This is a genomic window from Mycobacterium sp. NGS34 (genome assembly GCF_059812845.1).
Window position 1 is genome coordinate 23,021 of the sequence record NZ_JCALDM010000010.1, and the last position, 20,764, is coordinate 43,784.

At 70.1% G+C, this 20,764-nt stretch carries 14 protein-coding genes and 1 riboswitch; of the genes, 9 read left to right on the forward strand and 5 right to left on the reverse strand.

The window, feature by feature from the left end; genetic code table 11:
• Positions 1-39: 39 nt before the first annotated feature.
• Entirely contained in the window at positions 40-6,321 is a 6,282-nt protein-coding gene (gene pks2, locus AC5Y7V_RS22490; RefSeq protein ID WP_499882236.1) for a sulfolipid-1 biosynthesis phthioceranic/hydroxyphthioceranic acid synthase, read from the reverse strand.
• A 990-nt stretch (positions 6,322-7,311) separates the two neighbouring features.
• On the opposite strand from pks2, the gene AC5Y7V_RS22495 reads away from it, so the two are divergent.
• From AC5Y7V_RS22495 to AC5Y7V_RS22520, 6 genes are all read left to right on the forward strand, one after another.
• Positions 7,312-7,875 (forward strand): carboxymuconolactone decarboxylase family protein, encoded by a 564-nt coding sequence (locus AC5Y7V_RS22495; protein ID WP_499882352.1) that lies wholly within the window; start codon positions 7,312-7,314, stop codon positions 7,873-7,875.
• A 39-nt stretch (positions 7,876-7,914) separates the two neighbouring features.
• The gene (locus AC5Y7V_RS22500; RefSeq protein WP_499882237.1) at positions 7,915-9,039 is read left to right on the forward strand and encodes an NAD(P)H-dependent flavin oxidoreductase; all 1,125 of its coding nucleotides are present in this window, start codon (positions 7,915-7,917) and stop codon (positions 9,037-9,039) included.
• Complete coding sequence (locus AC5Y7V_RS22505) at positions 9,036-9,674, forward strand: TetR/AcrR family transcriptional regulator (protein ID WP_499882238.1); 639 nt, start codon at positions 9,036-9,038, stop codon at positions 9,672-9,674. The genes AC5Y7V_RS22500 and AC5Y7V_RS22505 overlap by 4 nt, the downstream gene beginning before the upstream one ends.
• A gap of 113 nt (positions 9,675-9,787) precedes the next feature.
• A riboswitch (M-box (ykoK) riboswitch) is annotated at positions 9,788-9,957 on the forward strand.
• A 304-nt stretch (positions 9,958-10,261) separates the two neighbouring features.
• Positions 10,262-10,483 (forward strand): Rv1535 family protein, encoded by a 222-nt coding sequence (locus AC5Y7V_RS22510; protein ID WP_499882239.1) that lies wholly within the window; start codon positions 10,262-10,264, stop codon positions 10,481-10,483.
• A 297-nt stretch (positions 10,484-10,780) separates the two neighbouring features.
• Entirely contained in the window at positions 10,781-13,906 is a 3,126-nt protein-coding gene (ileS, locus tag AC5Y7V_RS22515; protein ID WP_499882240.1) for an isoleucine--tRNA ligase, read from the forward strand.
• 127 nt (positions 13,907-14,033) lie between these two features.
• Complete coding sequence (locus AC5Y7V_RS22520; protein ID WP_499882241.1) at positions 14,034-14,927, forward strand: hypothetical protein; 894 nt, start codon at positions 14,034-14,036, stop codon at positions 14,925-14,927.
• A 68-nt stretch (positions 14,928-14,995) separates the two neighbouring features.
• Here the strand turns inward: AC5Y7V_RS22520 and AC5Y7V_RS22525 are convergent, their stop codons facing one another.
• The gene (locus tag AC5Y7V_RS22525) at positions 14,996-15,478 is read right to left on the reverse strand and encodes a hypothetical protein (protein ID WP_499882242.1); all 483 of its coding nucleotides are present in this window, start codon (positions 15,476-15,478) and stop codon (positions 14,996-14,998) included.
• On the reverse strand, positions 15,478-16,047 hold the full coding sequence (locus AC5Y7V_RS22530) for a class I SAM-dependent methyltransferase (RefSeq protein ID WP_499882243.1): 570 nt from the start codon (positions 16,045-16,047) through the stop codon (positions 15,478-15,480). Before AC5Y7V_RS22530 ends, AC5Y7V_RS22525 begins: the two co-directional genes overlap by 1 nt.
• 34 nt (positions 16,048-16,081) lie before the next feature.
• Between AC5Y7V_RS22530 and AC5Y7V_RS22535 the strand changes: the two genes are divergently transcribed.
• Entirely contained in the window at positions 16,082-17,485 is a 1,404-nt protein-coding gene (locus tag AC5Y7V_RS22535; protein WP_499882244.1) for a DNA polymerase IV, read from the forward strand.
• Here the strand turns inward: AC5Y7V_RS22535 and AC5Y7V_RS22540 are convergent.
• Positions 17,450-18,403, reverse strand: a complete 954-nt coding sequence (locus AC5Y7V_RS22540; protein ID WP_499882245.1) for an asparaginase — start codon at positions 18,401-18,403, stop codon at positions 17,450-17,452. The two genes, AC5Y7V_RS22535 and AC5Y7V_RS22540, sit on opposite strands and share 36 nt — an antisense overlap.
• Before the next feature lie 43 nt (positions 18,404-18,446).
• Here AC5Y7V_RS22540 and lspA point away from each other — a divergent pair, with 43 nt between their 5' ends.
• The gene (gene lspA, locus AC5Y7V_RS22545; RefSeq protein ID WP_499882246.1) at positions 18,447-19,040 is read left to right on the forward strand and encodes a signal peptidase II; all 594 of its coding nucleotides are present in this window, start codon (positions 18,447-18,449) and stop codon (positions 19,038-19,040) included.
• On the forward strand, positions 19,037-19,963 hold the full coding sequence (locus AC5Y7V_RS22550; protein ID WP_499882247.1) for an RluA family pseudouridine synthase: 927 nt from the start codon (positions 19,037-19,039) through the stop codon (positions 19,961-19,963). Before lspA ends, AC5Y7V_RS22550 begins: the two co-directional genes overlap by 4 nt.
• Here the strand turns inward: AC5Y7V_RS22550 and AC5Y7V_RS22555 are convergent, their stop codons facing one another.
• Positions 19,964-20,722 carry a class I SAM-dependent methyltransferase gene (locus tag AC5Y7V_RS22555; protein ID WP_499882248.1) on the reverse strand — a complete coding sequence of 253 codons (759 nt, stop codon included), beginning with the start codon at positions 20,720-20,722 and terminating at the stop codon, positions 19,964-19,966.
• Positions 20,723-20,764 lie beyond the last annotated feature (42 nt).

Below are 20,764 nucleotides of genomic sequence, written 5' to 3' on the forward strand. Positions count from 1 at the left end.
GGCCTAAGCAGTGCAGTCGACTTTGACGTAGGACCTATCTCACGCGGGTGCCGCAGCGTCCTCCTTAGGAGCCAGCTTCGAAAACAGGTGATCCGCCAAGCCGCGCACCGTGGTGATGTCGGCTGAGGTGATGCGTACCCCCGTCTGCGCCTCGATGTGCGTGCGCAATTCGAGATTGCCCAGCGAGTCGAGGCCGTACTCGGAAAGCGGGTGGTCCACGTCGATGTTGCGGCGCAGGATCAGGCCGATCTGCTCGGAGAGCAGGCGCCGCAGCCGGGTGGGCCACTCGTCGAGCGGCAGGTCGGACAGCTCGGCGCGCAGTTTGCTTGAGCCCGAACGCTTTTCGCCGGCCGACTTGAACATCTCGAGGAACTTGCTGCGTTCCGCGAAGGACGCGATCCACGGCGTCCCGATGAGCGGGCTGTAGCCCGTGTACGCCCGGTCGTGGCGCAGCAGCGCCTCGAACGCGTAGGCGCCCTCGTCGGGAGCGATCGCGGCGCCGCTGCCCTCGGCGAAGTCCGCACCGCGGCCGATCTCGCCCCAGGCACCCCAGGCGATCGCCGTGGCCGGCAGGCCCTGCGCGCGCCGCCAGTGGGTGAAGGCGTCCAGCCAGCTGTTGGCAGCGGCGTAGGCACCCTGACCCGGCGAGCCCAGCAGGGCCGCCGCCGACGAGAACGAGCAGAACCAGTCCAGGTCCGCGGATGCGGTGGCCTCGTGCAGGTTCCACGCGCCGTACACCTTCGGCGCCCAGTCGCGGTCGATCAGCTCATCGGTGATGTTGGTCAGGGTGGCGTCCTCGACCACCGCGGCCGCGTGCAGCACGCCCCGCAGCGGCAGGCCCGTGGCGGTCGCCGTGGCCACCAATCGCGCGGCGACGTCTGCCTGGGCGATGTCGCCGCACTCCACGGTCACGTCAGAACCTATCGCTCGGACGAGCTCGATCGTTTCAAGCGCCTTCTGCGAGGGCTCGGAACGCGAGGTGAGCACGATCCGGCCCGCCCCGGCCGCGGCCATCTTCTCGGCCAGGAACAGCCCGAGGCCACCGAGGCCACCCGTGATGATGTACGAGCCGTCGCGCCGGAAGACCGGCGCCTGCTCCGGCGGCAACACCACGCTGCTGCTACCGGCCCGCGGGATGTCGAGGATGAGCTTGCCGGTGTGCTCGGCCGCGCTCATCACGCGAATCGCGGTGGCCGCCTCGGAGAGCGGGTAGTGCGTGCTCTCGGGCATCGGCAGCGCGCCCTCGGCGGTCAACCGGTAGACGGTGCTCAGGACCTGGCTGACCTGACTGGGGTGGCTCACGGACATCAGCCCGAGGTCGACGCCCCAGAACGCCAGGTTGCGACGGAACGGGAAGAGACCCAGCTTGGTGTCCCCGTAGATGTCGCGCTTGCCGATCTCGACGAACCGCCCACCCAGCGCGAGCAGTTTGATCCCGGCCAGCTGCGCGGCGCCGGTCACCGAGTTGAGCACGATGTCCACGCCGTAGCCGTCGGTGTCGCGCCGGATCGCGTCGGCGAACTCGACGGAGCGCGAGTCGTAGACATGCTCGATTCCCATGTCCCGCAACAGCTGTCGGCGCTGCTCACTGCCGGCCGTGGCGAAGATCTCGGCCCCCGCGGCGCGGGCGATGGCGATGGCCGCCTGCCCGACCCCGCCGGTGCCGGAGTGGATCAGCACCTTGTCGCCGGCCTGGATGCGGGCCAGTTCGTTCAGCCCGTACCAGGCGGTGGCGTGCGCGGTGGTGACCGCGGCCGCCTGCGCGTCGCTGAGCCCCTCGGGCAGCGTGGTGGCCAGGCGCGCGTCGCAGGTGACGTACGTGGCCCAGCAGCCGTTGGGGGACATGCCGCCGACGTGGTCGCCGACCTTGTGGTTGGTGACGTCGGGTCCGACGGCCGTGACCACGCCCGCGAAGTCCGTGCCCAGCTGGGGCAGGATGTTGTCGAGGCTCTGGTAGCGGCCGAACGCGTTCAGCACGTCGGCGAAGTTGATGCTCGACGCGGTGACCGCCACCTCGATCTGACCCGGTCCCGGCGGAACCCGGTCGAACGCGGCGAACTCCATCGTCTGCAGGTCACCCGGCGTGCGGATCTGCATGCGCATGCCGGCGGTCTCGTGCTCGACGACGGTGGACAGCCGCTCTTCGGGACGCAGCGGGGTGGGGCACAGGCGCGCGCTGTACCACTCGTCGTTGCGCCAGGCCGTCTCGTCCTCTCCGGGGCCCGTCATCAGCAGCTGGCGCACCACCTGCTCGGCGCCGGTCTGCTCGTCGACGTCGATGTGGGTGGTGTGCAGGTGCGGGTGCTCGGCACCGATCACCCGCAGCAGGCCGCGCAGGCCGCCCTGGTCGAGGTTGGGAACGTCCTCCGACAACACCTTTTGGGCGTTGCGGGTGACCACGAACAACCGGGGCGACTCGCCCTGGAGTTCCGGCAGCTCGCGGGCGATGCGCACCACGTGGTGCACCAAATCACCGCCACGCACGGCGCTTTCGTCGTCCGGGTTGCCGTTCTTCGGCTCGGTGACCACGACCACGCCGGCGAATTCGCCCTTTTCGACCTCGTCGCGCAGCCGCCCGGCGATGGCCTGGTGGTCGGCCTGCTGCGGCCAGGACAGCGTCTTGGCTTCCGCGTCGTGCAGCTTCATCGCGTCGGTGAGCGCCGTGGCCACCAGGTCGGCGGCGTCGGAGGTGCTGATCAGCAGCCACGCGCCGGTCTCGGCGGCGGGGGCCTCGGGCAGCTGGCGTTGCTGCCATTCCACGGTCAGTAGGCGCTCGGCCATCACCTTGGCCCGCTCGCCGCTGGGCGAGACGCCGGTGCCCATCTGCAGCCCGCGGACGGTCAGCAGGACGGTTCCGTGCTTGTCCAGCACGTCGAGGTCGGCCTCGATGGCTCCGCCGCTCGCCGCGGTCACCCGCGAGTAGCAGTAGCGGGCGGTGCTGACGGGGCCGTGGACCCGAAGCCGGCGGACGCCGAGCGGCAACAGCAGGCCGCCCAGGCTGGCGTTCGCGACGCTGGGGTGCGCGGCGACCGACTGGAAGCAGGCGTCCAGCAGCGCCGGGTGCACCCCGTAGTTCGTCTGCTGCGTCCGGATCACGCTGGGCAGCCCGATCTCGGCCAGCACCGTGGTGCCGGTTCCCTCGGCGGTGTGCGCGCCGGCCAGCCCGGTGAAGGCCGGGCCGTACTGGATGCCGCACAGGTCCATCGCGTCGCGGAGGTCGCTGCCCTCCAGCCGGCTCGGGTGCGCTTCCAGCAGCTCGTCGATGTCCTGCGCGGCCGGCACGTCTTCGTCGTCGACGTCATGCAACACGGCCGACGCGCGTCGTGCCTGCACGCCGTCCTCGTTGGTTTCCACGGCGAAGGTGAGCGTGCCGGGCGCCTCCGCGGTGGCGGTGAGGCTGATCTGAGTTTCCTCGTCGAGCATCAGCATCTGTTCGAAGCGGACGTCGCGAACCTCGGATGCGTCACCGAAGACGGTGCGCGCCGCGGCCAGCGCCATCTCGCAGTAGGCCGCACCGGGCAGCGTGGCCGTGCCGTGCACCTGGTGGTCGGCCAGCCAGGGCAGCGTCGCCGTGCCGATGTCGGCCTGCCAGACGTGGCGCTCCGGCTCCTCGGGCAGGCGCACGTGCTGGCCCATCAGCGGGTGCACCGCGACGCTGGAGGCCAGCGCGCGCGAGCTGTGACCCTCGCGGCTCAGCAGCAGCGACCGGTGCGTCCACGCGGGCAGCGGGGCGTCGACCAGGTGCCCGCCCGGGTACAGCACGGAGAAGTCGACCGTGGCGCCGGTGGCGTACAGGTCGCCCAGCAAGCCGCGCAGGCCGTGGGGCAGCGGCTGGTCGCGCCGCATCGCGGCGAGCGCGGCCACCGTCATGTCCAGGCTGCGGGCGGTCTGGTCGACCGCGTGGGTCAGCAGCGGGTGGGGCGACAGCTCGCCGAAGACGCGGTAGCCGTCTTCCAGGGCGGCCTGCACCGCGGCCGAGAACCGAACCGTGTGGCGCAGGTTGTCGACCCAGTAGTTGGCGTCGCAGTAGGGCTCCTCGCGCGGGTCGAACGAGGTGGCCGAGTAGTACGGGACCTCCGGGGTCAGCGGCTCGATCTCGGCCAGCACGTCGTAGAGCTCGTCGAGGATCGGGTCGACCTGCGGCGAATGCGACGCCACGTCGACGGCCACCTCGCGGGCCATAACCTCGCGCTGCTCCCACACCGCCACCAGCTCGCGGACCGTCTCGGTCGCGCCGCCGATGACGGTGGACTGCGGCGAGGCGACGACGGCCACCACGGCGTCGTTGACGCCGCGGGCCATCAGCTCCGAAAGCACTTGCTGGGCAGGCAGTTCCACGGACGCCATCGCGCCGGAGCCGGCGATCTTGGTCATCAGCCGCGACCGGCGGCAGATGACCCGCACCCCGTCCTCGAGCGACAGCGCCCCGGCGACCACGGCCGCCGCGGACTCGCCCATCGAGTGGCCGATCACCGCGCCGGGGGTGACCCCGTAGGACTTCATCGTGGCCGCCAGCGCGACCTGCATCGCGAAGATCGTCGGCTGCACCCGGTCGATGCCGGTGACCTTCTCGGGGGCGGTCAGCGCCTCGGTCACGGAGAACCCGGACTCGTGGGCGATCAGCGGCTCGATCTCGGCGATGGCCGCCGCGAACGCGGGCTCGTTGGCCAGCAGGTCGGTGCCCATGGTGGCCCACTGCGAACCCTGGCCGGAGAACACCCACACCGGGCCGCGCTCCTCCTGGCCGACGACCTCCTGGAACAGGGCGTCACCGTTGGCGACGTCACGCAGGGCCGCCAGCAGCTCCGGGGTGTCGCTGGCCAGCACGGTGGTGCGCACCGAGCGGTGCCCGCGCTTGCGGGCGAGCGTGTAGGCCAGGTCCGGCGCCGCCACCTCGGTGACGTGGGCCTCGACCCAGTCCGCCAGCCGGGCGGCGGTTTCGCGCAGACTGTCGTCCGAGGTGGCCGACAGCGGGAACAGCAGGGTGCCGTCGCGGCCCGGGCGGGTCGCCGCGCCGTTGCGCGAAATGGGCTCGGGAGCCTCCTCGACAATGGCGTGCACGTTGGTGCCGGAGATCCCGTACGCCGACACCGCCGCGCGCCGCGGCTGGTCGCCGCTCAGCGGCCACGGCGTAATCTCTTGCGGCACAAACAATCCGGTGTCAATCCGGGCCATTTCGTCGGGCAGGCTCTCGAAGTGCAGGTTCTTGGGGACCACACCGTGCTGGACGGAGAGAACCGCCTTCATCATCCCCAGCGCACCGGCGGCCGCCTGGGTGTGCCCGAAGTTCGTCTTCGAGGCGCCGAGCACGCAGGGGTTGCCGATGCCGTATACCTCGGCCAGGCTGCCGTATTCGATCGGGTCGCCGACGGAAGTGCCCGTGCCGTGCGCCTCGACCATGCCGACGGTGCCGGCGTCGACGCCGGCCGCCGCGAGCGCCGCGCGGTAGACCGCGGCCTGCGCCTCGCCGGACGGCATCGCGATGTTCATGGTGTGGCCGTCCTGGTTGGCGGCCGTGGCGCGGATCACACCGAGGATCCGGTCGCCGTCGCGCTGCGCGTCGGTCAGCCGCTTGAGCAGCAGCACCACGCAGCCCTCGCCGGAGACGAAGCCGTCGGCCTTGACGTCGAACGCGTAGCAGTGCCCGGTGCCCGACAGCATGCCTCCTGCCGAGGCGGACGCGGACCTGCGCGGCTCCATCATCACGTTGACGCCACCGGCGAACGCGAGGTTGCTCTCGCCGTCGTTGAGGCTGCGGCAGGCCTGGTGGATCGCGAACAGGCCGGAAGAGCACGCGGTGTCGATCGTGACCGCGGGACCGTGCAGGCCGAGCGCGTAGGCGATCCGCCCGGAGGCCATGCAGGAGATGGTGCCGGGGTTTCCGTACGGTCCGTCGAAGGCGTCGGTGGCGGCGTGCACGAATTGGTAGTCGCCGTAGTTCAATCCGACGAAAACGCCCGTTTCCTCGGCCATGGTGTCTTTGGTGAGGCCGGCATGTTCCATGGCCTCCCACGCGGTTTCCATCAGCAACCGGTGCTGGGGATCCATCGCGGTGGCTTCTTTTTCGGTGATGCCGAAGAACTCGGGGTCGAAGTCGCCGACGTTGTCCAGGAACGAGCCCCACTTGCAGACGGACCGGCCCGGCACGCCCGGCTCGGGGTCGTAGTAGTAGTCGACGTCCCAGCGTTCGGCGGGAATTTCCTTGACAAGGTCGTCGCCGCGGAGCAACGCTTCCCAAAAGAGGTCAGGTGAGTTGATTCCCCCTGGCAGCCGGCATGCCATCCCGATGACGGCAACCGGAGTCACGCCTGCCTTATCCACTGTCCTTCACCTCTCCTTGCCTATCCACAAGTTCCTATCACTGCTGCTCGCTCTTATCTGGGCTTCGAGAAATCTCGTCGAATTTTTTTGCGCGAGCTGGCAACTCCGTCGTAACGCGCAAAAAACCCACCGACCCCCGGATCGAAGCCCACCCGTAAGAACATGGCGCGATCCGAAGCGTAGCGGCTCCGCTTCTCACGCGTGGAAAAATCGTGCGAACGTACAAAAATTTAACAATGAGCAGGCCAGGGGCGGTCGACACCGGGCTTGGGGAACCGGCCAGACGCATACTTTTTGGACGGTATTCGCCCATTGCGTCGCACCGGCGTCGCCGCCAGAGGCGCTGTCCGACAAGGTCTCCGGCGTTTACCAGGCCGGACCGGCGCCGACGAGGGGCGTTGTCGGGGCCGAGCTTGGCGAGCGGCGTCAACCAGCCCGACCCGCGGGGGCCGAGGCCGAGACCAAAATTGGACGCACCGATGCGCTGCATCGAGGATGCGTAATCACGCCATGGTAGGGGCTATTGCGAAACTCCGCAGGCAAATCGCTGAAATCTTTAAGATTGCAAGTTAAGTCCTGCCGAAATTGTGTCGAGATTCATACTTTGCCGTGATTGCCGTGCCCGGTTCGAGGCGCCGCGTGGCGTCGGGGGAGCGGCGCGGGCGCCGTCCGGGGACCGATCACGGGCCGATCACGGCGGGCGGGGCTTTGAATTCATTCGCTGGCGACGGCCGGGCGGCGCGACCGGGACGAGCCGGCCCGGCGCCGCCGTCGTCGCGGTATCCCTCGGGGCGCCAACGGCATTCGCACACGCCTGCGCGGGGCCCCTTGGGGCGGAACCGCCGTTTTCGTCGGGCGGCCGGGCGTTGCGGTGTTGGGGCTCCGGGCTTTTCGTCCGTGCTTCCGTCGGTCCGACGGCTCCTGACTACCATTGCCGGTGAACGCGAGGTGTCCACCAGTGGACGGAGTGCTCACACCATGACCCCACCCATCGGGCGAGCCCGGGTCCCCAGACTGCCGCTTGACGTGGCCAAGGCCGCCGCCGACGAGGCCGCGGTGCCCGACTACATGGCGGAGCTCAGCATCTTCCAGGTGCTGCTGAACCATCCACCGCTGGCGCGCGGCATCAACGACCTGCTGGCCACCATGCTCTGGCACGGCAGCCTGGACCCGCGGTTGCGCGAGCTGGTCATCATGCGGATCGGCTGGCTCACCGCGTGCGATTACGAGTGGACGCAGCACTGGCGGGTCGCGTCGGGGCTGGGCGTGAGCGCCGACGACCTGCTCGGCGTGCGCGATTGGCGGTCGTATGAGGGCTTCGGGCCGGCCGAGCGCGCGGTGCTGGCGGCCACCGACGACGTGGTGCGCGACGGCGCGGTAAGCGACGAGAGCTGGGCCGCGTGCGAGCGCGAATTGCACAGCGACACAGTGGTTCTCATCGAGCTTGTCACCGCCATCGGCGCGTGGCGAATGGTCTCGTCGGTCCTGCGCAGCCTCCAGGTCCCGTTGGAGGAGGGCGTGTCCAGCTGGCCGCCGGACGGCCGGTCGCCTTAACCGATTGACTTATCAGTCAGTAACTCTTAGCGTCGGGCGATGCGAACCAGGGCCGCCGAGATGCTCGGCGTTGAATTTCCGATCTGCGCCTTCAGTCACTGCCGCGACGTCGTCGCCGCGGTGACCAACGCGGGCGGGCTCGGCATCCTCGGCGCCGTCGCGCACAGTCCCGAGCGCCTGCACAACGAGCTGACCTGGATCGAGGAGCAGACCGGCGGCAAGCCGTACGGCGTCGACCTGCTGTTGCCGCCCAAGTACGTCGGCGCCGAGCAGGGCGGCATCGACGCCAAACAGGCGCGCGAGCTGCTGCCCGAGGAGCACCGCGCGTTCGTCGAGGACATTCTGTCCCGCTACGGCGTCGCGGCCCCCGCCGAGGAGCCCAGGGCGTCGTCCGGCGGCCTCAACATCTCGCCCAAGGGCTACGAGCCGTTGCTCGACGTGACCTTCGAGCACGACATCCGGCTGATCGCCAGCGCCCTCGGGCCGCCGCCCGCCGACCTCGTCCAGCGCGCCCACGACCGGGACGTCGTGGTGGCCGCGCTGGCCGGCACCACGCAGCACGCGCGGCGGCATGCGGCCGCGGGCGTCGACCTGATCGTCGCGCAGGGCACCGAGGCGGGCGGCCACACCGGCGAGGTGGCGACCATGGTGCTGGTGCCCGAGGTGGTGGATGCCGTGGCACCGGTGCCCGTGCTGGCGGCCGGCGGGATCGCGCGCGGCCGCCAGGTCGCCGCCGCCCTGGCACTGGGGGCCGAGGGGGTCTGGTGCGGCTCGGTGTGGCTGACCACCGAGGAGGCCGAGACGGTTCCCGTGGTCAAGGAGAAGTTCCTGGCGGCCAGCTCCTCGGACACGGTGCGCTCCCGATCGATGACCGGCAAACCGGCGCGGATGCTGCGCACCGCCTGGACCGACGAGTGGGCGCGCCCGGACACCCCCGATCCGCTCGGCATGCCGCTGCAGACCGCCCTGGTCACCGGCTCCCAGGTGCGCATCAACCAGGCCGCCACCAATCCGGAGTCAAAGGCGCGCGAGCTGGCGACGTACTTCGTCGGCCAGGTGGTCGGGTCGCTCGACCGGGTCCGCCCCGCCCGCTCGGTGGTGCTCGACATGGTCGAGGAGTTCATCGACACCATCGGCCGGCTCGACGGCCTGGTCGATACGTGACCAGCGCGGCCCGCCGGCGCCGCGCGGTCAGCGACGAGGACAAGTCGCAGCGGCGCGAGCAGATCATGTCGGCCGCCAAGGAAGTGTTCGCGCGCAAGGGGTTTCACGCGACGACGATCGCCGACATCGCCAAGCGGGCCGGCCTGGCCTACGGCTCGGTCTATTGGTACTTCGACTCCAAGGACGAGCTGTTCCACGCGTTGATGGCGGCCGAGGAGAGCGCGCTGCGCACCCATGTCGTTGCGGCGCTGGGGGTTCCGGCCCGCGACGTCGGGCGAGAGGAGTCGCTTCGGGTCGCGGTGCGGGCGACGCTGGAGTTCTTCGAGTCCGACAAGGCGACGGTCAAGCTGCTCCTGCGCGACCCGTGCGCGCTGGGCGAGCGCTTCGAAAGACATCTCGGCGGGATCTATGAGCGGTTCATCGACGACATCGAAAGCTTCATCGTCGCCGCCCAGGAGCGCGGCGAGGTGGTCAGCGCCCCGCCGCGCATGGTGGCGTACACGCTGGCGGCGCTGGTCGGCCAGCTGGCGCAACGGCGGCTGAGCACCGACGACGACGTCACCGCTGCTCAGGTGGCCGATTTCGTGGTGGCGCTGGTCCTGGACGGGCTGCGCCCGCGGGGCGCCGGGGGCTAGCGCGCCCGCAGCTTGTTAACGCCTGTGCGTTCACGTAATGACTGCATAAAGATTCGGCGACACCGACCAGATCACATTGACCGTGTCGTGGCGGTCGTGCATTATCGGTCGCGTATGCACCTCGTTAGGTGAGGCGTCTACACGAATACAGGCCACTGACCCCGAACGTCCAAAGACGCCCCGGGTCAGGACAGCTCCTCCCGGCTTAAGGGTTGAGCCCAGGTGGCTTCCGAGGAATCGGACACGTCGTGTAGTGCCAAAGCTCTGACGAGAGGGGTGCGGATCTCCGGCATTGGCCGGTTCCTGTACTCCTTTTGGTGCGCGTGGATCGCGCGGGCAACCGCACGCGCGTCGTGACCGTCGAGGAGGTGAGGGACGCATGAGTTCCAGCGATAGTCCGGGTCGAAGTCCGGGCTGTGTTCCGTCCCGATCCGACCTCCGGCGCTTCTCGGCTGAGTCGCCGCAACGCTAATAGGCTTACCGGCCAAGCGTTCTCGGATCGGAACCCCAACGGGATGGGACACGTCAGTCCAATCAAAGCTCTTGTTTTGACTCCATCCGCTCGTTTGGATTCCGAGGAGACGATCATGACCGCAGTTCTGCACGACGAAGTGGTAACCGTCGCGCCCAAGCTGACCGTGGTGCGCGACACGACCCCGGCCCCCGCGCCCGCCCCCGCCCCCAAGAAGGGCACGACCGTCGTCATCAGCGATCCGCTGGTGGACGGCGCCGCCCACTTCCTGGCCATCGGCGTGCGTCACGTGTACGCCGCGCTGTGGCGGGTGGGTGTGCTGGAAGTCCGGGCCTGATGGTGCTCTATTTGCTCCAAGGGGCTACCCGGCCGCAGGCCTGCCCTGAGGCCAGGTAGCCCCTTGGAGCGCGGGGTTTGAGTAGAATCGAGCCACTGGCATCGATCCGGCGATCACCGGGGAGCCTTCGGAAGAACGGCCGGCAGGCCCAGTAGAACCGAACGGGTAGGCCCGTCACAGCCCTCATCGAGCGGTCGCGTGAGAGCGCGGCAAGCGGGGTGGTACCGCGGCGCTCGCGCACCTTGCGCGTCGTCGTCCCCGGCCTGAGTATCGAGGCCACAGGAGACGACACAGATCGTGACCGAGAACGCGGACGTCAAGGCGTACCCGAAGCCGGCCGGCGGGGCGCCCGATTTCCCGGCGCTCGAAGGCGAGGTTCTCGACTACTGGGCCCGCGACGACACCTTCCGGGCCAGCATCGCCCGCCGCGACGGCGCCCCGGAGTACGTGTTCTACGACGGGCCGCCGTTCGCCAACGGGCTGCCCCACTACGGTCACCTGCTCACCGGTTATGTCAAAGACATCGTGCCGCGGTATCGCACCATGCGCGGCTACAAGGTGGAGCGCCGGTTCGGCTGGGACACCCACGGGCTGCCCGCGGAACTCGAGGTCGAACGCCAGCTCGGCATCAACGACAAGTCCCAGATCGACGACATGGGGATCGCCGCGTTCAACGAAGCGTGCCGCGAATCGGTGCTGCGCTACACCGACGAGTGGCGGGCGTATGTGACGCGCCAGGCTCGCTGGGTCGACTTCGACAATGACTACAAGACGCTGGATCCCAGCTACATGGAGTCGGTGATCTGGGCGTTCAAACAGCTGTGGGACAAGGGCCTGGCCTACGAGGGCTATCGGGTGTTGCCCTACTGCTGGCGCGACGAAACCCCGTTGTCCAACCACGAATTGCGGATGGACGACGACGTCTACCAGAGTCGCCAGGACCCGGCTCTGACCGTGGGCTTCAAGGTGGTCGGCGGCGAGCTGGACGGCGCCTTCCTGCTGGTGTGGACGACGACGCCGTGGACCCTGCCGTCGAACCTGGCGGTGGCCGTCAACCCGGACGTCGAGTACGTGCAGGTGCGGGTGGGGGAGCGCCGTTTCGTGCTGGCCGGGGCGAGGCTGGCCGCGTATGCCCGCGAGCTGGGCGAAGAGCCCGAGGCGCTGGGCACGTACCGGGGCGCGGACCTGCTGGGCACGCGGTATGTTCCGCCGTTCCCCTACTTCATGGACACGGCCAACGCTTTTCAGGTGCTTCGCGGTGACTTCGTCACCACCGAGGACGGCACCGGGATCGTGCACATGGCGCCGGCCTACGGCGAGGACGACATGACCGTCTGCGACGCGGCCGGCATCGCCCCGGCCACCCCGGTCGACTCCAAGGGCCGCTTCGACTCCACGGTCCCGGATTACCAGGGGCAGCGCGTTTTTGACGCCAACCCGAACATCATCCGCGACCTGAAGAACGGCAGCGGCCCGGTGGCGGCCAACGGCGCGGTGCTGGTCCGCCACGAGACCTACGAACACCCGTATCCGCACTGCTGGCGCTGCCGCAACCCGCTGATCTATCGGGCGGTGTCGTCGTGGTTCGTCGCGGTCACCGAATTCCGCGACCGCATGGTGGAACTGAACCAGCAGATCACCTGGTACCCCGAACACGTCAAGGACGGCCAGTTCGGCAAGTGGCTGCAGGGCGCGCGCGACTGGTCGATCTCCCGAAACCGCTACTGGGGCAGCCCGATTCCGGTGTGGAAGTCCGACGACCCGGCCTACCCCCGCATCGACGTGTACGGCAGCCTCGACGAGCTGGAGCGCGACTTCGGGGTGCGGCCCACCAACCTGCACCGGCCCTACATCGACGAGCTGACCCGGCCCAACCCCGACGACCCCACGGGCCGCAGCACGATGCGGCGCATCCCCGACGTGCTCGACGTGTGGTTCGACTCGGGCTCGATGCCGTATGCCCAGGTGCACTACCCGTTCGAGAACCGCGACTGGTTTGACGGCCACTATCCGGGCGACTTCATCGTCGAATACATCGGGCAGACGCGCGGCTGGTTCTACACCCTGCACGTGCTGGCCACCGCGCTGTTCGATCGTCCCGCGTTCAAAACCTGTGTGGCGCACGGGATTGTGCTGGGTTCCGACGGGCAGAAGATGAGCAAGTCGCTGCGCAACTACCCCGACGTTTCCGAGGTGTTCGACCGCGACGGCTCGGATGCGATGCGGTGGTTCCTGATGGCCTCGCCGATCTTGCGCGGGGGCAACCTGATCGTCACCGAGCAGGGCATCCGCGAAGGCGTGCGCCAGGTGCTGCTGCCATTGTGGAACGCGTACAGCTTCCTGGCCCTCTACGCGCCGAAAGTCGGTAATTGGCGAACGGATTCGGCCAACGTGCTGGACCGCTACATCCTGGCCAAGCTGGCGGAGCTGCGCGACGACCTCACCGAGTCGATGGACGTCTGTGACATCTCGGGGGCCTGCGAGCAGCTGCGCCAGTTCACCGAGGCGCTGACGAATTGGTATGTGCGGCGGTCACGTTCGCGGTTCTGGGAGGAAGACGCCGACGCCATCGACACGCTGCACACGGTGCTGGAGGTGAGCGCCCGCCTGGCCGCACCGTTGCTGCCGTCGGTCACCGAGATCATCTGGCGAGGCCTGACCTTCGGCCGCTCGGTCCACCTGACCGATTGGCCGGACGCGGACGCGGTGCCCGCCGATCCCGGCCTGGTCGCCGCGATGGATCAGGTCCGCGAAGTCTGCTCGGCGGCGTCGTCGCTGCGTAAGGCCAAGAAGCTGCGGGTGCGCCTGCCGTTGCCGAAACTGACCGTGGCCGTGGATGACCCGCAGCGGCTCGAGCCGTTTGTGGACCTGATCGCCGACGAGCTCAACGTCAAGCGGGTCGAACTGACCGACGCGATCGACACATACGGCCGGTTCGAGCTGACGGTCAACGCGCGGGTGGCCGGGCCGCGGCTGGGCAAGGACGTGCAGGCCGCGATCAAGGCGGTCAAGGCCGGCGAGGGCGTCGTCAACCCCGATGGCACCCTGACGGCGGGCCCGGCTGTGCTGCAGGCCGAGGAGTACAGCTCCCGGCTGGTGGCCGCCGACCCCGATTACACGGCGGCGCTGCCCGACGGCTCCGGTCTGGTCGTGCTCGACGGCACGGTGACCCCGGAGCTGGAGGCCGAGGGTTGGGCCAAGGACCGGATCCGCGAGCTGCAGGAGCTGCGCAAGTCGACGGGGCTGGACGTGTCCGACCGCATCAGCGTGGTGATGTCGGTGCCCGGCGAGCGCGCCGACTGGGCGCACACGCACCGCGACCTGATCGCGGGGGAGATCCTGGCCACCAGCTTCGAGTTCGGCGAGCCCGCCGACGGCTCGGAGATCGGCGACGGCGTGCGGGTGAGCATCGCCAAGGCGTGAGCCCGACCGGGCTGGAAAAAAAGTCCGAAAAAAAGTTCCAAAAATGTGTCCGAGGTGACGGGGCTCGCTGCTCCTACCTGTGACGGCGGCCCAACGGGGGCCGCGACCACAGTTAAAGGAACACACCATGAGCACCATCGAAGACTTCCAGTCCGCCACCTTCGCCGCCATCCCGCACGAGGACCTGACGGTCGCCGAGGCGTGGGCGTCGAGCCCGCTGGGTGACCCGGCGATCGAGGACGGATCCCTGTCGGAGCCCGCGAATTTTGCGGACTTCGCGCCCACGACCGTGACCCAGCAGCCGCGCTCGCGGGCAACGACCGTCCTGGCCGCCGCGGCTGTGATCGCCGGACTCGGCGTGGTCGGCGGGCTCGGCATGATGCTCATCGACGGGACCGGTTCGAAGCAGGAGAAGCCGGCCGTCGTCGTGCCGAACTCCAGCGTCAGTGCGGTGACGCCCCAGTCGGCCAGCGCGGTCGCGCCGCCGCCCGTGGCGCCGGCGCCGCCGTCCATCGCCACGCCTCCCGACGCCGCGCAACTGCCGAGCGGACCCGTCGGCGGTGGCAGCGCGCCCGTGTGGACTGCACCGGCGCCGGTCGTCGCCGCGCCCGCCGACCCGGGTACCCCGCCCGCCGCGCCGGCCGACCCCGGCACGCCGCCGCCCCCGCCGAACGTGACGGTCAACATCCCCCCGGTGGTGGTACCCGTGCCCATCCCCGTGCCCGTGCCGACGGACCATGACGGCGGTCAGCCGCAGGGCGGCGGTCAGCAGCAGGGGGGTGGCCAGCAGCAGGGCGGTGGCCAACAGCAGGGCGGTGGCCAGCAGCAGGGTGGTGGCCAGCAGCAGGGCGGTGGCGCTCAGCAGGGTGGCGGCCACGGACCGATCGAATGCCTTGCCTGCCAGCAGCACCCGATCCAGCAGCAGCCGATCCACCCGCAGCCGATTCAGCAGCAGCCCGTGCACCCGCAGCCGGTCCAGCAGCAGCCGCTTCACCCGCAGGTGATCCCCGGAAAGAAGTGAAACGCTGGGCATAGGGCGAGGCCGGAGTCTGTAGCCGGTCTCGCCCTTGTGCGTTCCCGGCTCGATAGCTAGCGGTCGCGCAGCGCGCGGTGGGCGTGCGGCCAGAACGGCATGCCCGCCACGACGGTCGCGCCGGTGGCGATGACCCCGACCGCGACGTCGACGCTCTCGCGGCCCTCCTGAGCCCAGTAGACGTCCTTGAGGTCCAGCAGCAGGGCCAGCTCGTCGACAATCATCGCGTTCGCGGCACCGAATGCGACCGCCGCCGCGGGATGTCGTCGCTGCTTTTCCGTTCCCCGCAGACCGACGCCGGCCACTGTCGCCAGCATCCCGATACCGATGTTGTAGTGGTGAAAGTGCTTGCCGCCCAGGTTCATGCCGCCACCCGACGGGCCGTGGCCCGCGCGGATCCAATGTGTGAGTCCGCGCAGCCCGGCGAACGTGAGGGTGAACGACGCCCAGGCCAGCACGGTGGCCTGCTCACCGGGTTCCAGCCGCTCGGCCCATTGGCGGCGTAGTCGCGCCCATCGCGTTGGCGACGCGTCGTCCATCAGGCGCCCTTGACCGCCCGCCAGCGCTGCCGGCCGCCGCGAACCTCGACCTGCACATCGCGAAAACCCGCCGCCCGCAGGCGATCCGGCAAGGTTTCCGGTGCCACCGTGTTGCAGGTGTCGCGGAAGTGCAGGAGGCGGAACCGCAGCGACGTGACGCTGTCGCTGCCGGCGAAGACGCCGCCGGGTCGAAGCACCCGGAAGGCCTCGGCGAACAACCGGTCCTGCAGCTCGGCGGTCGGGACGTGGTGCAGCATCGTGAACGACACCACCGAGCTGAACTCGTTGTCGGGCAGCCCGGTATTGGTGCCGTCGCCGTTGATGATGCGCGCGCGATCGCCGTAGAGCCGCTGCAGCCGCTGCGCCATCGGGGTGTCGATCTCCACCGAGGTCAGTTTCGGCGTCCTGTCGACCAGCACCCGCAGAATCGCGCCGTAACCGGGTCCGATCTCAAGGGTGTTGTCGCCCAGGTCCACGTCGGCCAGCGCCCACGGCAGCAGCTCGTCTTCCACCTGCTTGGCCCAGCGGTCCGAGCTGCAAATCCGTCGATGCGCGAGGTTCATTGCCATACCCGACGACGGTAGACCAATAGCATTTGAAGGCGTGGAGTCCCGGTGGGTGCTGCACCTGGACATGGACGCGTTTTTCGCCTCCGTCGAACAACTCACCCGACCGACCCTGCGGGGGCGGCCGGTGCTGGTCGGCGGCCTGGGTGGGCGGGGCGTCGTGGCCGGCGCCAGTTACGAGGCCCGCGTGTTCGGCGCCCGGTCGGCCATGCCGATGCATCAGGCGCGCCGGCTGATCGGGGTGACCGCGGTGGTGCTGCCGCCGCGCGGTGTGGTCTACGGGCTGGCCAGCCGCCGGGTCTTCGACGCCGCGCGCGGCCTGGTACCGGTCGTCGAGCAGCTGTCCGTCGACGAGGGTTTCGGCGAGCCGCCGCACCTCGCCGGGGCGCCGGCCGAGGACGTCGAGGCGTTCTGCGAGGAATTGCGGCGGCGCATTCGCGACGAGACCGGCCTGGTCGCGTCGGTCGGGGCGGGCTCGGGCAAGCAGATCGCCAAGATCGCGTCCGGACTGGCCAAACCCGATGGGGTGCGGGTGGTCCGGCGTGCCGAGGAGCAAGCACTGCTGGGCGGGTTGCCGGTGCGGCGGCTGTGGGGGATCGGCCCGGTCGCCGAGGAGAAGCTGAATCGGCTGGGCATCGAGACCATCGGTGAGCTGGCCGCGCTGACCGACGCCGAGGTGGCCAATATCCTGGGCGCGACGGTCGGGCCGGCGCTGCACCGCCTGGCCCGCGGCATCGACGACCGCCCCGTCGCCGAGCGTGCGGTGGCCAAGCAGATCAGCGCCGAGTCGACCTTCGCCGCCGACCTGACCAGCCTCGAGCAACTGCGCGACGCGATCGACCCGATCGCCGAGCACGCGCACCAGCGCCTGCTGCGCGACGGCCGCGGCGCGCGCACGGTCACGGTGAAGCTGAAGAAGTCCGACATGAGCACGCTGACCCGCTCGGCGACGCTGCCCTACGCGACCACCGAGCCCGGCGCGCTCACCGCGGTGGCCCGCCGGCTGCTGCTCGACCCCCGCGAGATCGGGCCGATTCGCCTTCTCGGCGTGGGGTTTTCGGGGTTGAGCGACGTCCGTCAGGAGTCGCTGTTCCCCGACCTCGAGTTGTCGGGGGAGGCCTCCGACCCGCAGCACATCGAGACCGCGACCGAGGCAATGTTCGCGCCGGCGACTGAGGAGGCGTCGCCGTGGCGGATCGGAGATGACATAGCGCACCGCGAACTCGGGCACGGCTGGGTGCAGGGCGCTGGCCACGGTGTGGTGACGGTGCGCTTCGAGACCCGCGGCTCCGGCCCGGGCCAGGCGCGCACGTTTCCCGCCGACACCGACGACCTCACCGGCGCCAACCCGGTCGACTCCCTGGACTGGCCCGACTATCTCGGTGGCCTGCAGGCCGACGCGCTGCTAACCCCAGCGGTCGACGACGTCGGCGACGGGTAGCCCCGCGGCCAGCGCGGCCATCATCAGCACCCGCGCCTGCGGCGGGCGCAGCCGCGGCACCATCACCGCGCCGGCGGCGGCCATGTCGTGGCCGGGACCGTAACTCGCGCCGACCCGCCCGCCCGGGACCCGGGTGGACACCGCGACGACCACACCGTCTCGGCAGTGCCGGCGCACCCCCTCGACGACCGCCGCGCCGGCGTTGCCCGAACCCAGCGCCTCCAGCACGACGCCCCGCGCGCCGGCGGCCACGCAGGCGTCCAGCGCCACCGAGTCACTCCCCAGGTATGCCGCGACGATGTCGACCCGGGGCGCGGCCGCGGCCCCGAGATCGCCGAGAAACGGGCGGGTCTTGGGGCCGGTCAGCGTCACGCCGCGGCCTTCCACCCTGCCGACCAGTTCGCCGGCGAAGCCGCTCAGATCCTCGGTGGCGACCTTGTGCAAGCCCAACGGCTGCAGCACCCGGCCGGCGAAACACACCAGCACCCCCAGGCCGCGGGCGGCCGGGTCCGCCGCGACCGCCAGCGCGTCGCGCAGATTGGCCGGCCCGTCGGCGTCGGGGGCGTCGGCGCTGCGCATGGCGCCGGTGAGCACGACCGGGACGTCCCCCGCGTGGGTGAGGTCCAGCCACAGGGCGCTCTCTTCCATGGTGTCGGTGCCGTGGGTGACGACCACGCCGTCGGCCCCGCCGTCGATCGCCGCGCGCACAGCGGCACCGATGCGGTCCCAATCGGCCGGGGTCAGCTCGGAGCTGTCGAGGGCCAGCAGGTCGACGACGTCGACGTCGAGGCCTTTGCTAACGGGCGCAGTGAGATCGGCGCCGCTGTAGGCCGGTCGGCGCACCCCGTCGGCGCCCTTGCCGGTCGATATCGTGCCTCCGGTGGCGATGACGGTCAGCCGGCCCTTCGAATAAGCCACGGTGGCATCATCGCGCACCTTGGGGTTGGGGGATGATGGTGACGTGTCCGACGAACCCTCAGGACCGGCCCGGGAGGTGGCCGAGCCCGAACCCGCACCCGCCAGGCCGCCACGGCGGCTGCGCCTGCTGCTGTCGGTCGCGGCGGTGGTGCTGACCCTCGACATCGTGACCAAGGTGCTCGCCGTCCGGCTGCTGCCCCCCGGCCAGCCGGTGTCGATCATCGGCGACACCGTGACGTGGACCCTGGTGCGCAATTCGGGCGCGGCGTTCTCGATGGCCACCGGATATACCTGGGTCCTGACGCTGATCGCGACCGGCGTGGTGGCCGGCATCTTCTGGATGGGTCGTCGGCTGGTGTCGCCGTGGTGGGCGGTCGGGCTCGGCATGATCCTCGGCGGCGCGATGGGCAACCTGGTCGATCGGTTCTTCCGGTCGCCCGGCCCGCTGCGCGGGCACGTCGTGGACTTTCTGTCGGTCGGCTGGTGGCCGGTGTTCAACGTCGCCGACCCCTCGGTGGTCGGCGGGGCCATCCTGCTGGTGGTGCTGTCGGTCTTCGGATACGACTTCGACGCCGTGGGCCGCCGGAAGCCCAACGGCGAGGCCGTGGCCCGGCGCAAGGCCGATCAGCACCGATGACGGAGCGTTCGATGCCCGTCCCGGAGGGACTGGCGGGCATGCGCGTCGACGCCGGGCTGTCGCGGCTGCTGGGGCTGTCGCGGACCGCGGCGGCGGCGCTGGCCGAGGACGGCGGCGTGGAACTCGACGGGGTGCAAGCGGGCAAATCCGACCGCCTGGCGGGCGGCGCCTGGTTGCACGTGCGCCTGCCCGACGCGCCGGCGCCGCCGGAAAACACGCCCGTCGACATCGAGGGCATGACCATCCTGTATTCCGACGACGACATCGTCGCGGTCGACAAACCGGCGGCGGTGGCCGCGCACGCGTCGGTCGGGTGGTCCGGGCCCACGGTGCTCGGCGGCCTGGCCGCCGCGGGCTACCGGATCACCACGTCCGGCGTGCCGGAGCGCCAGGGCATCGTGCATCGCCTCGACGTCGGCACCTCCGGGGTGATGGTGGTGGCGCTGTCCGAGCGCGCCTACACGGTGCTCAAGCGCGCGTTCAAGCAGCGCACCGTCGACAAGCGTTACCACGCGCTGGTGCAGGGGCATCCGGATCCGTCCAGCGGGACGATCGACGCGCCGATCGGGCGGCACCGCGGCGGCGAATGGAAGTTCGCGGTCACCAAGGACGGCCGACACAGCCTCACCCACTACGACACCCTGGAAGCCCACGTCGCCGCCAGCCTGCTCGACGTGCACCTGGAGACCGGGCGCACCCACCAGATCCGGGTGCACTTTTCCGCCCTGCATCACCCGTGCTGCGGCGACCTCGTCTACGGCGCCGACCCGAAACTCGCGAAAAGGCTTGGGCTGGAACGGCAATGGCTGCACGCGCGCTCGCTGGCGTTCGCCCACCCTGCGGACGGCCGGCGGATCGAGATCGTCAGCCCCTACCCGGCCGACCTGCAGCACGCGCTGGACGTGCTGCGTGACGAGGGCTGATCAGCCGGGCTTGCGGACGTCGACCAGCACCCGCGTCGGGTGCGCGACGAAGGACCCTTCGGCCTCGATCCGCTCGTGCAGTTCGGCCAGCCGGTCCCGATAGCGTTCGACGGTGAAGTCCGGCACCGTCCACACCACCTTGCGCAGGAAGTAGACGACGGCGCCGATGTCGAAGAACTCGGCGCGCAGCCGCTCCATCCGCAGGTCCACCACCTCCAGGCCGGCTGCCTGCACCTGCGCGCGCACCGCGTCCGGGTGGAACTCGGCCCACTTCTCGGGCTGCGGCCCGATGAAGTACTCGACCAGCTCGCCCATGGTGGCGGGCCCGATGTGCTGCGCGAAGTAGGTGCCGCCGGGCCGGAGCACCCGCAGGATCTCGTTCCACCACACCGAGATCGGATGACGGGTGGTCACCAGGTCGAACGCGTCGTCGGCGAACGGCAGCGGCGGCTCGTCCCGCATCCGCACGAGCACCACGCCGAGCGGATGCAGGCGTTTGGTCGCCAGCGCCGCGTTCGGCGGCCACGTCTCGATGGCCGCCATGGTGGGCGGGAACGGGCCCGCACCCGCCAGCACCTCGCCCCCTCCGGTGTGGATGTCCAGCGCGGCCGACACCGCCGCGAGGCGGCCGCTCAGCAGCCGCTGGAAGCCCCACGACGGCCGTTCCTCCGTCGCGCGGCCGTCGAGCCAGGAGAAGTCCCAGCCGTCGACGTTGACCGCGTCGGCTTCGGCCACCAGATCTTCGAATGTTCGGGGCATGCATTGCATTGTGGTGTCGATCGGACGTGGCCTCAATCGTCA

Excerpts from the sequence above, each read along its gene's own strand:
- AC5Y7V_RS22525 (WP_499882242.1), bottom strand. The coding sequence starts at position 15,478 with ATGGACGACGCGTCGCCAACGCGATGGGCGCGACTACGCCGCCAATGG.
- AC5Y7V_RS22500 (WP_499882237.1), top strand. The coding sequence starts at position 7,915 with ATGCGAACCAGGGCCGCCGAGATGCTCGGCGTTGAATTTCCGATCTGC.
- AC5Y7V_RS22555 (WP_499882248.1), bottom strand. The coding sequence starts at position 20,722 with ATGCCCCGAACATTCGAAGATCTGGTGGCCGAAGCCGACGCGGTCAAC.
- AC5Y7V_RS22520 (WP_499882241.1), top strand. The coding sequence starts at position 14,034 with ATGAGCACCATCGAAGACTTCCAGTCCGCCACCTTCGCCGCCATCCCG.
- AC5Y7V_RS22510 (WP_499882239.1), top strand. The coding sequence starts at position 10,262 with ATGACCGCAGTTCTGCACGACGAAGTGGTAACCGTCGCGCCCAAGCTG.
- AC5Y7V_RS22530 (WP_499882243.1), bottom strand. The coding sequence starts at position 16,047 with ATGGCAATGAACCTCGCGCATCGACGGATTTGCAGCTCGGACCGCTGG.
- AC5Y7V_RS22550 (WP_499882247.1), top strand. The coding sequence starts at position 19,037 with ATGACGGAGCGTTCGATGCCCGTCCCGGAGGGACTGGCGGGCATGCGC.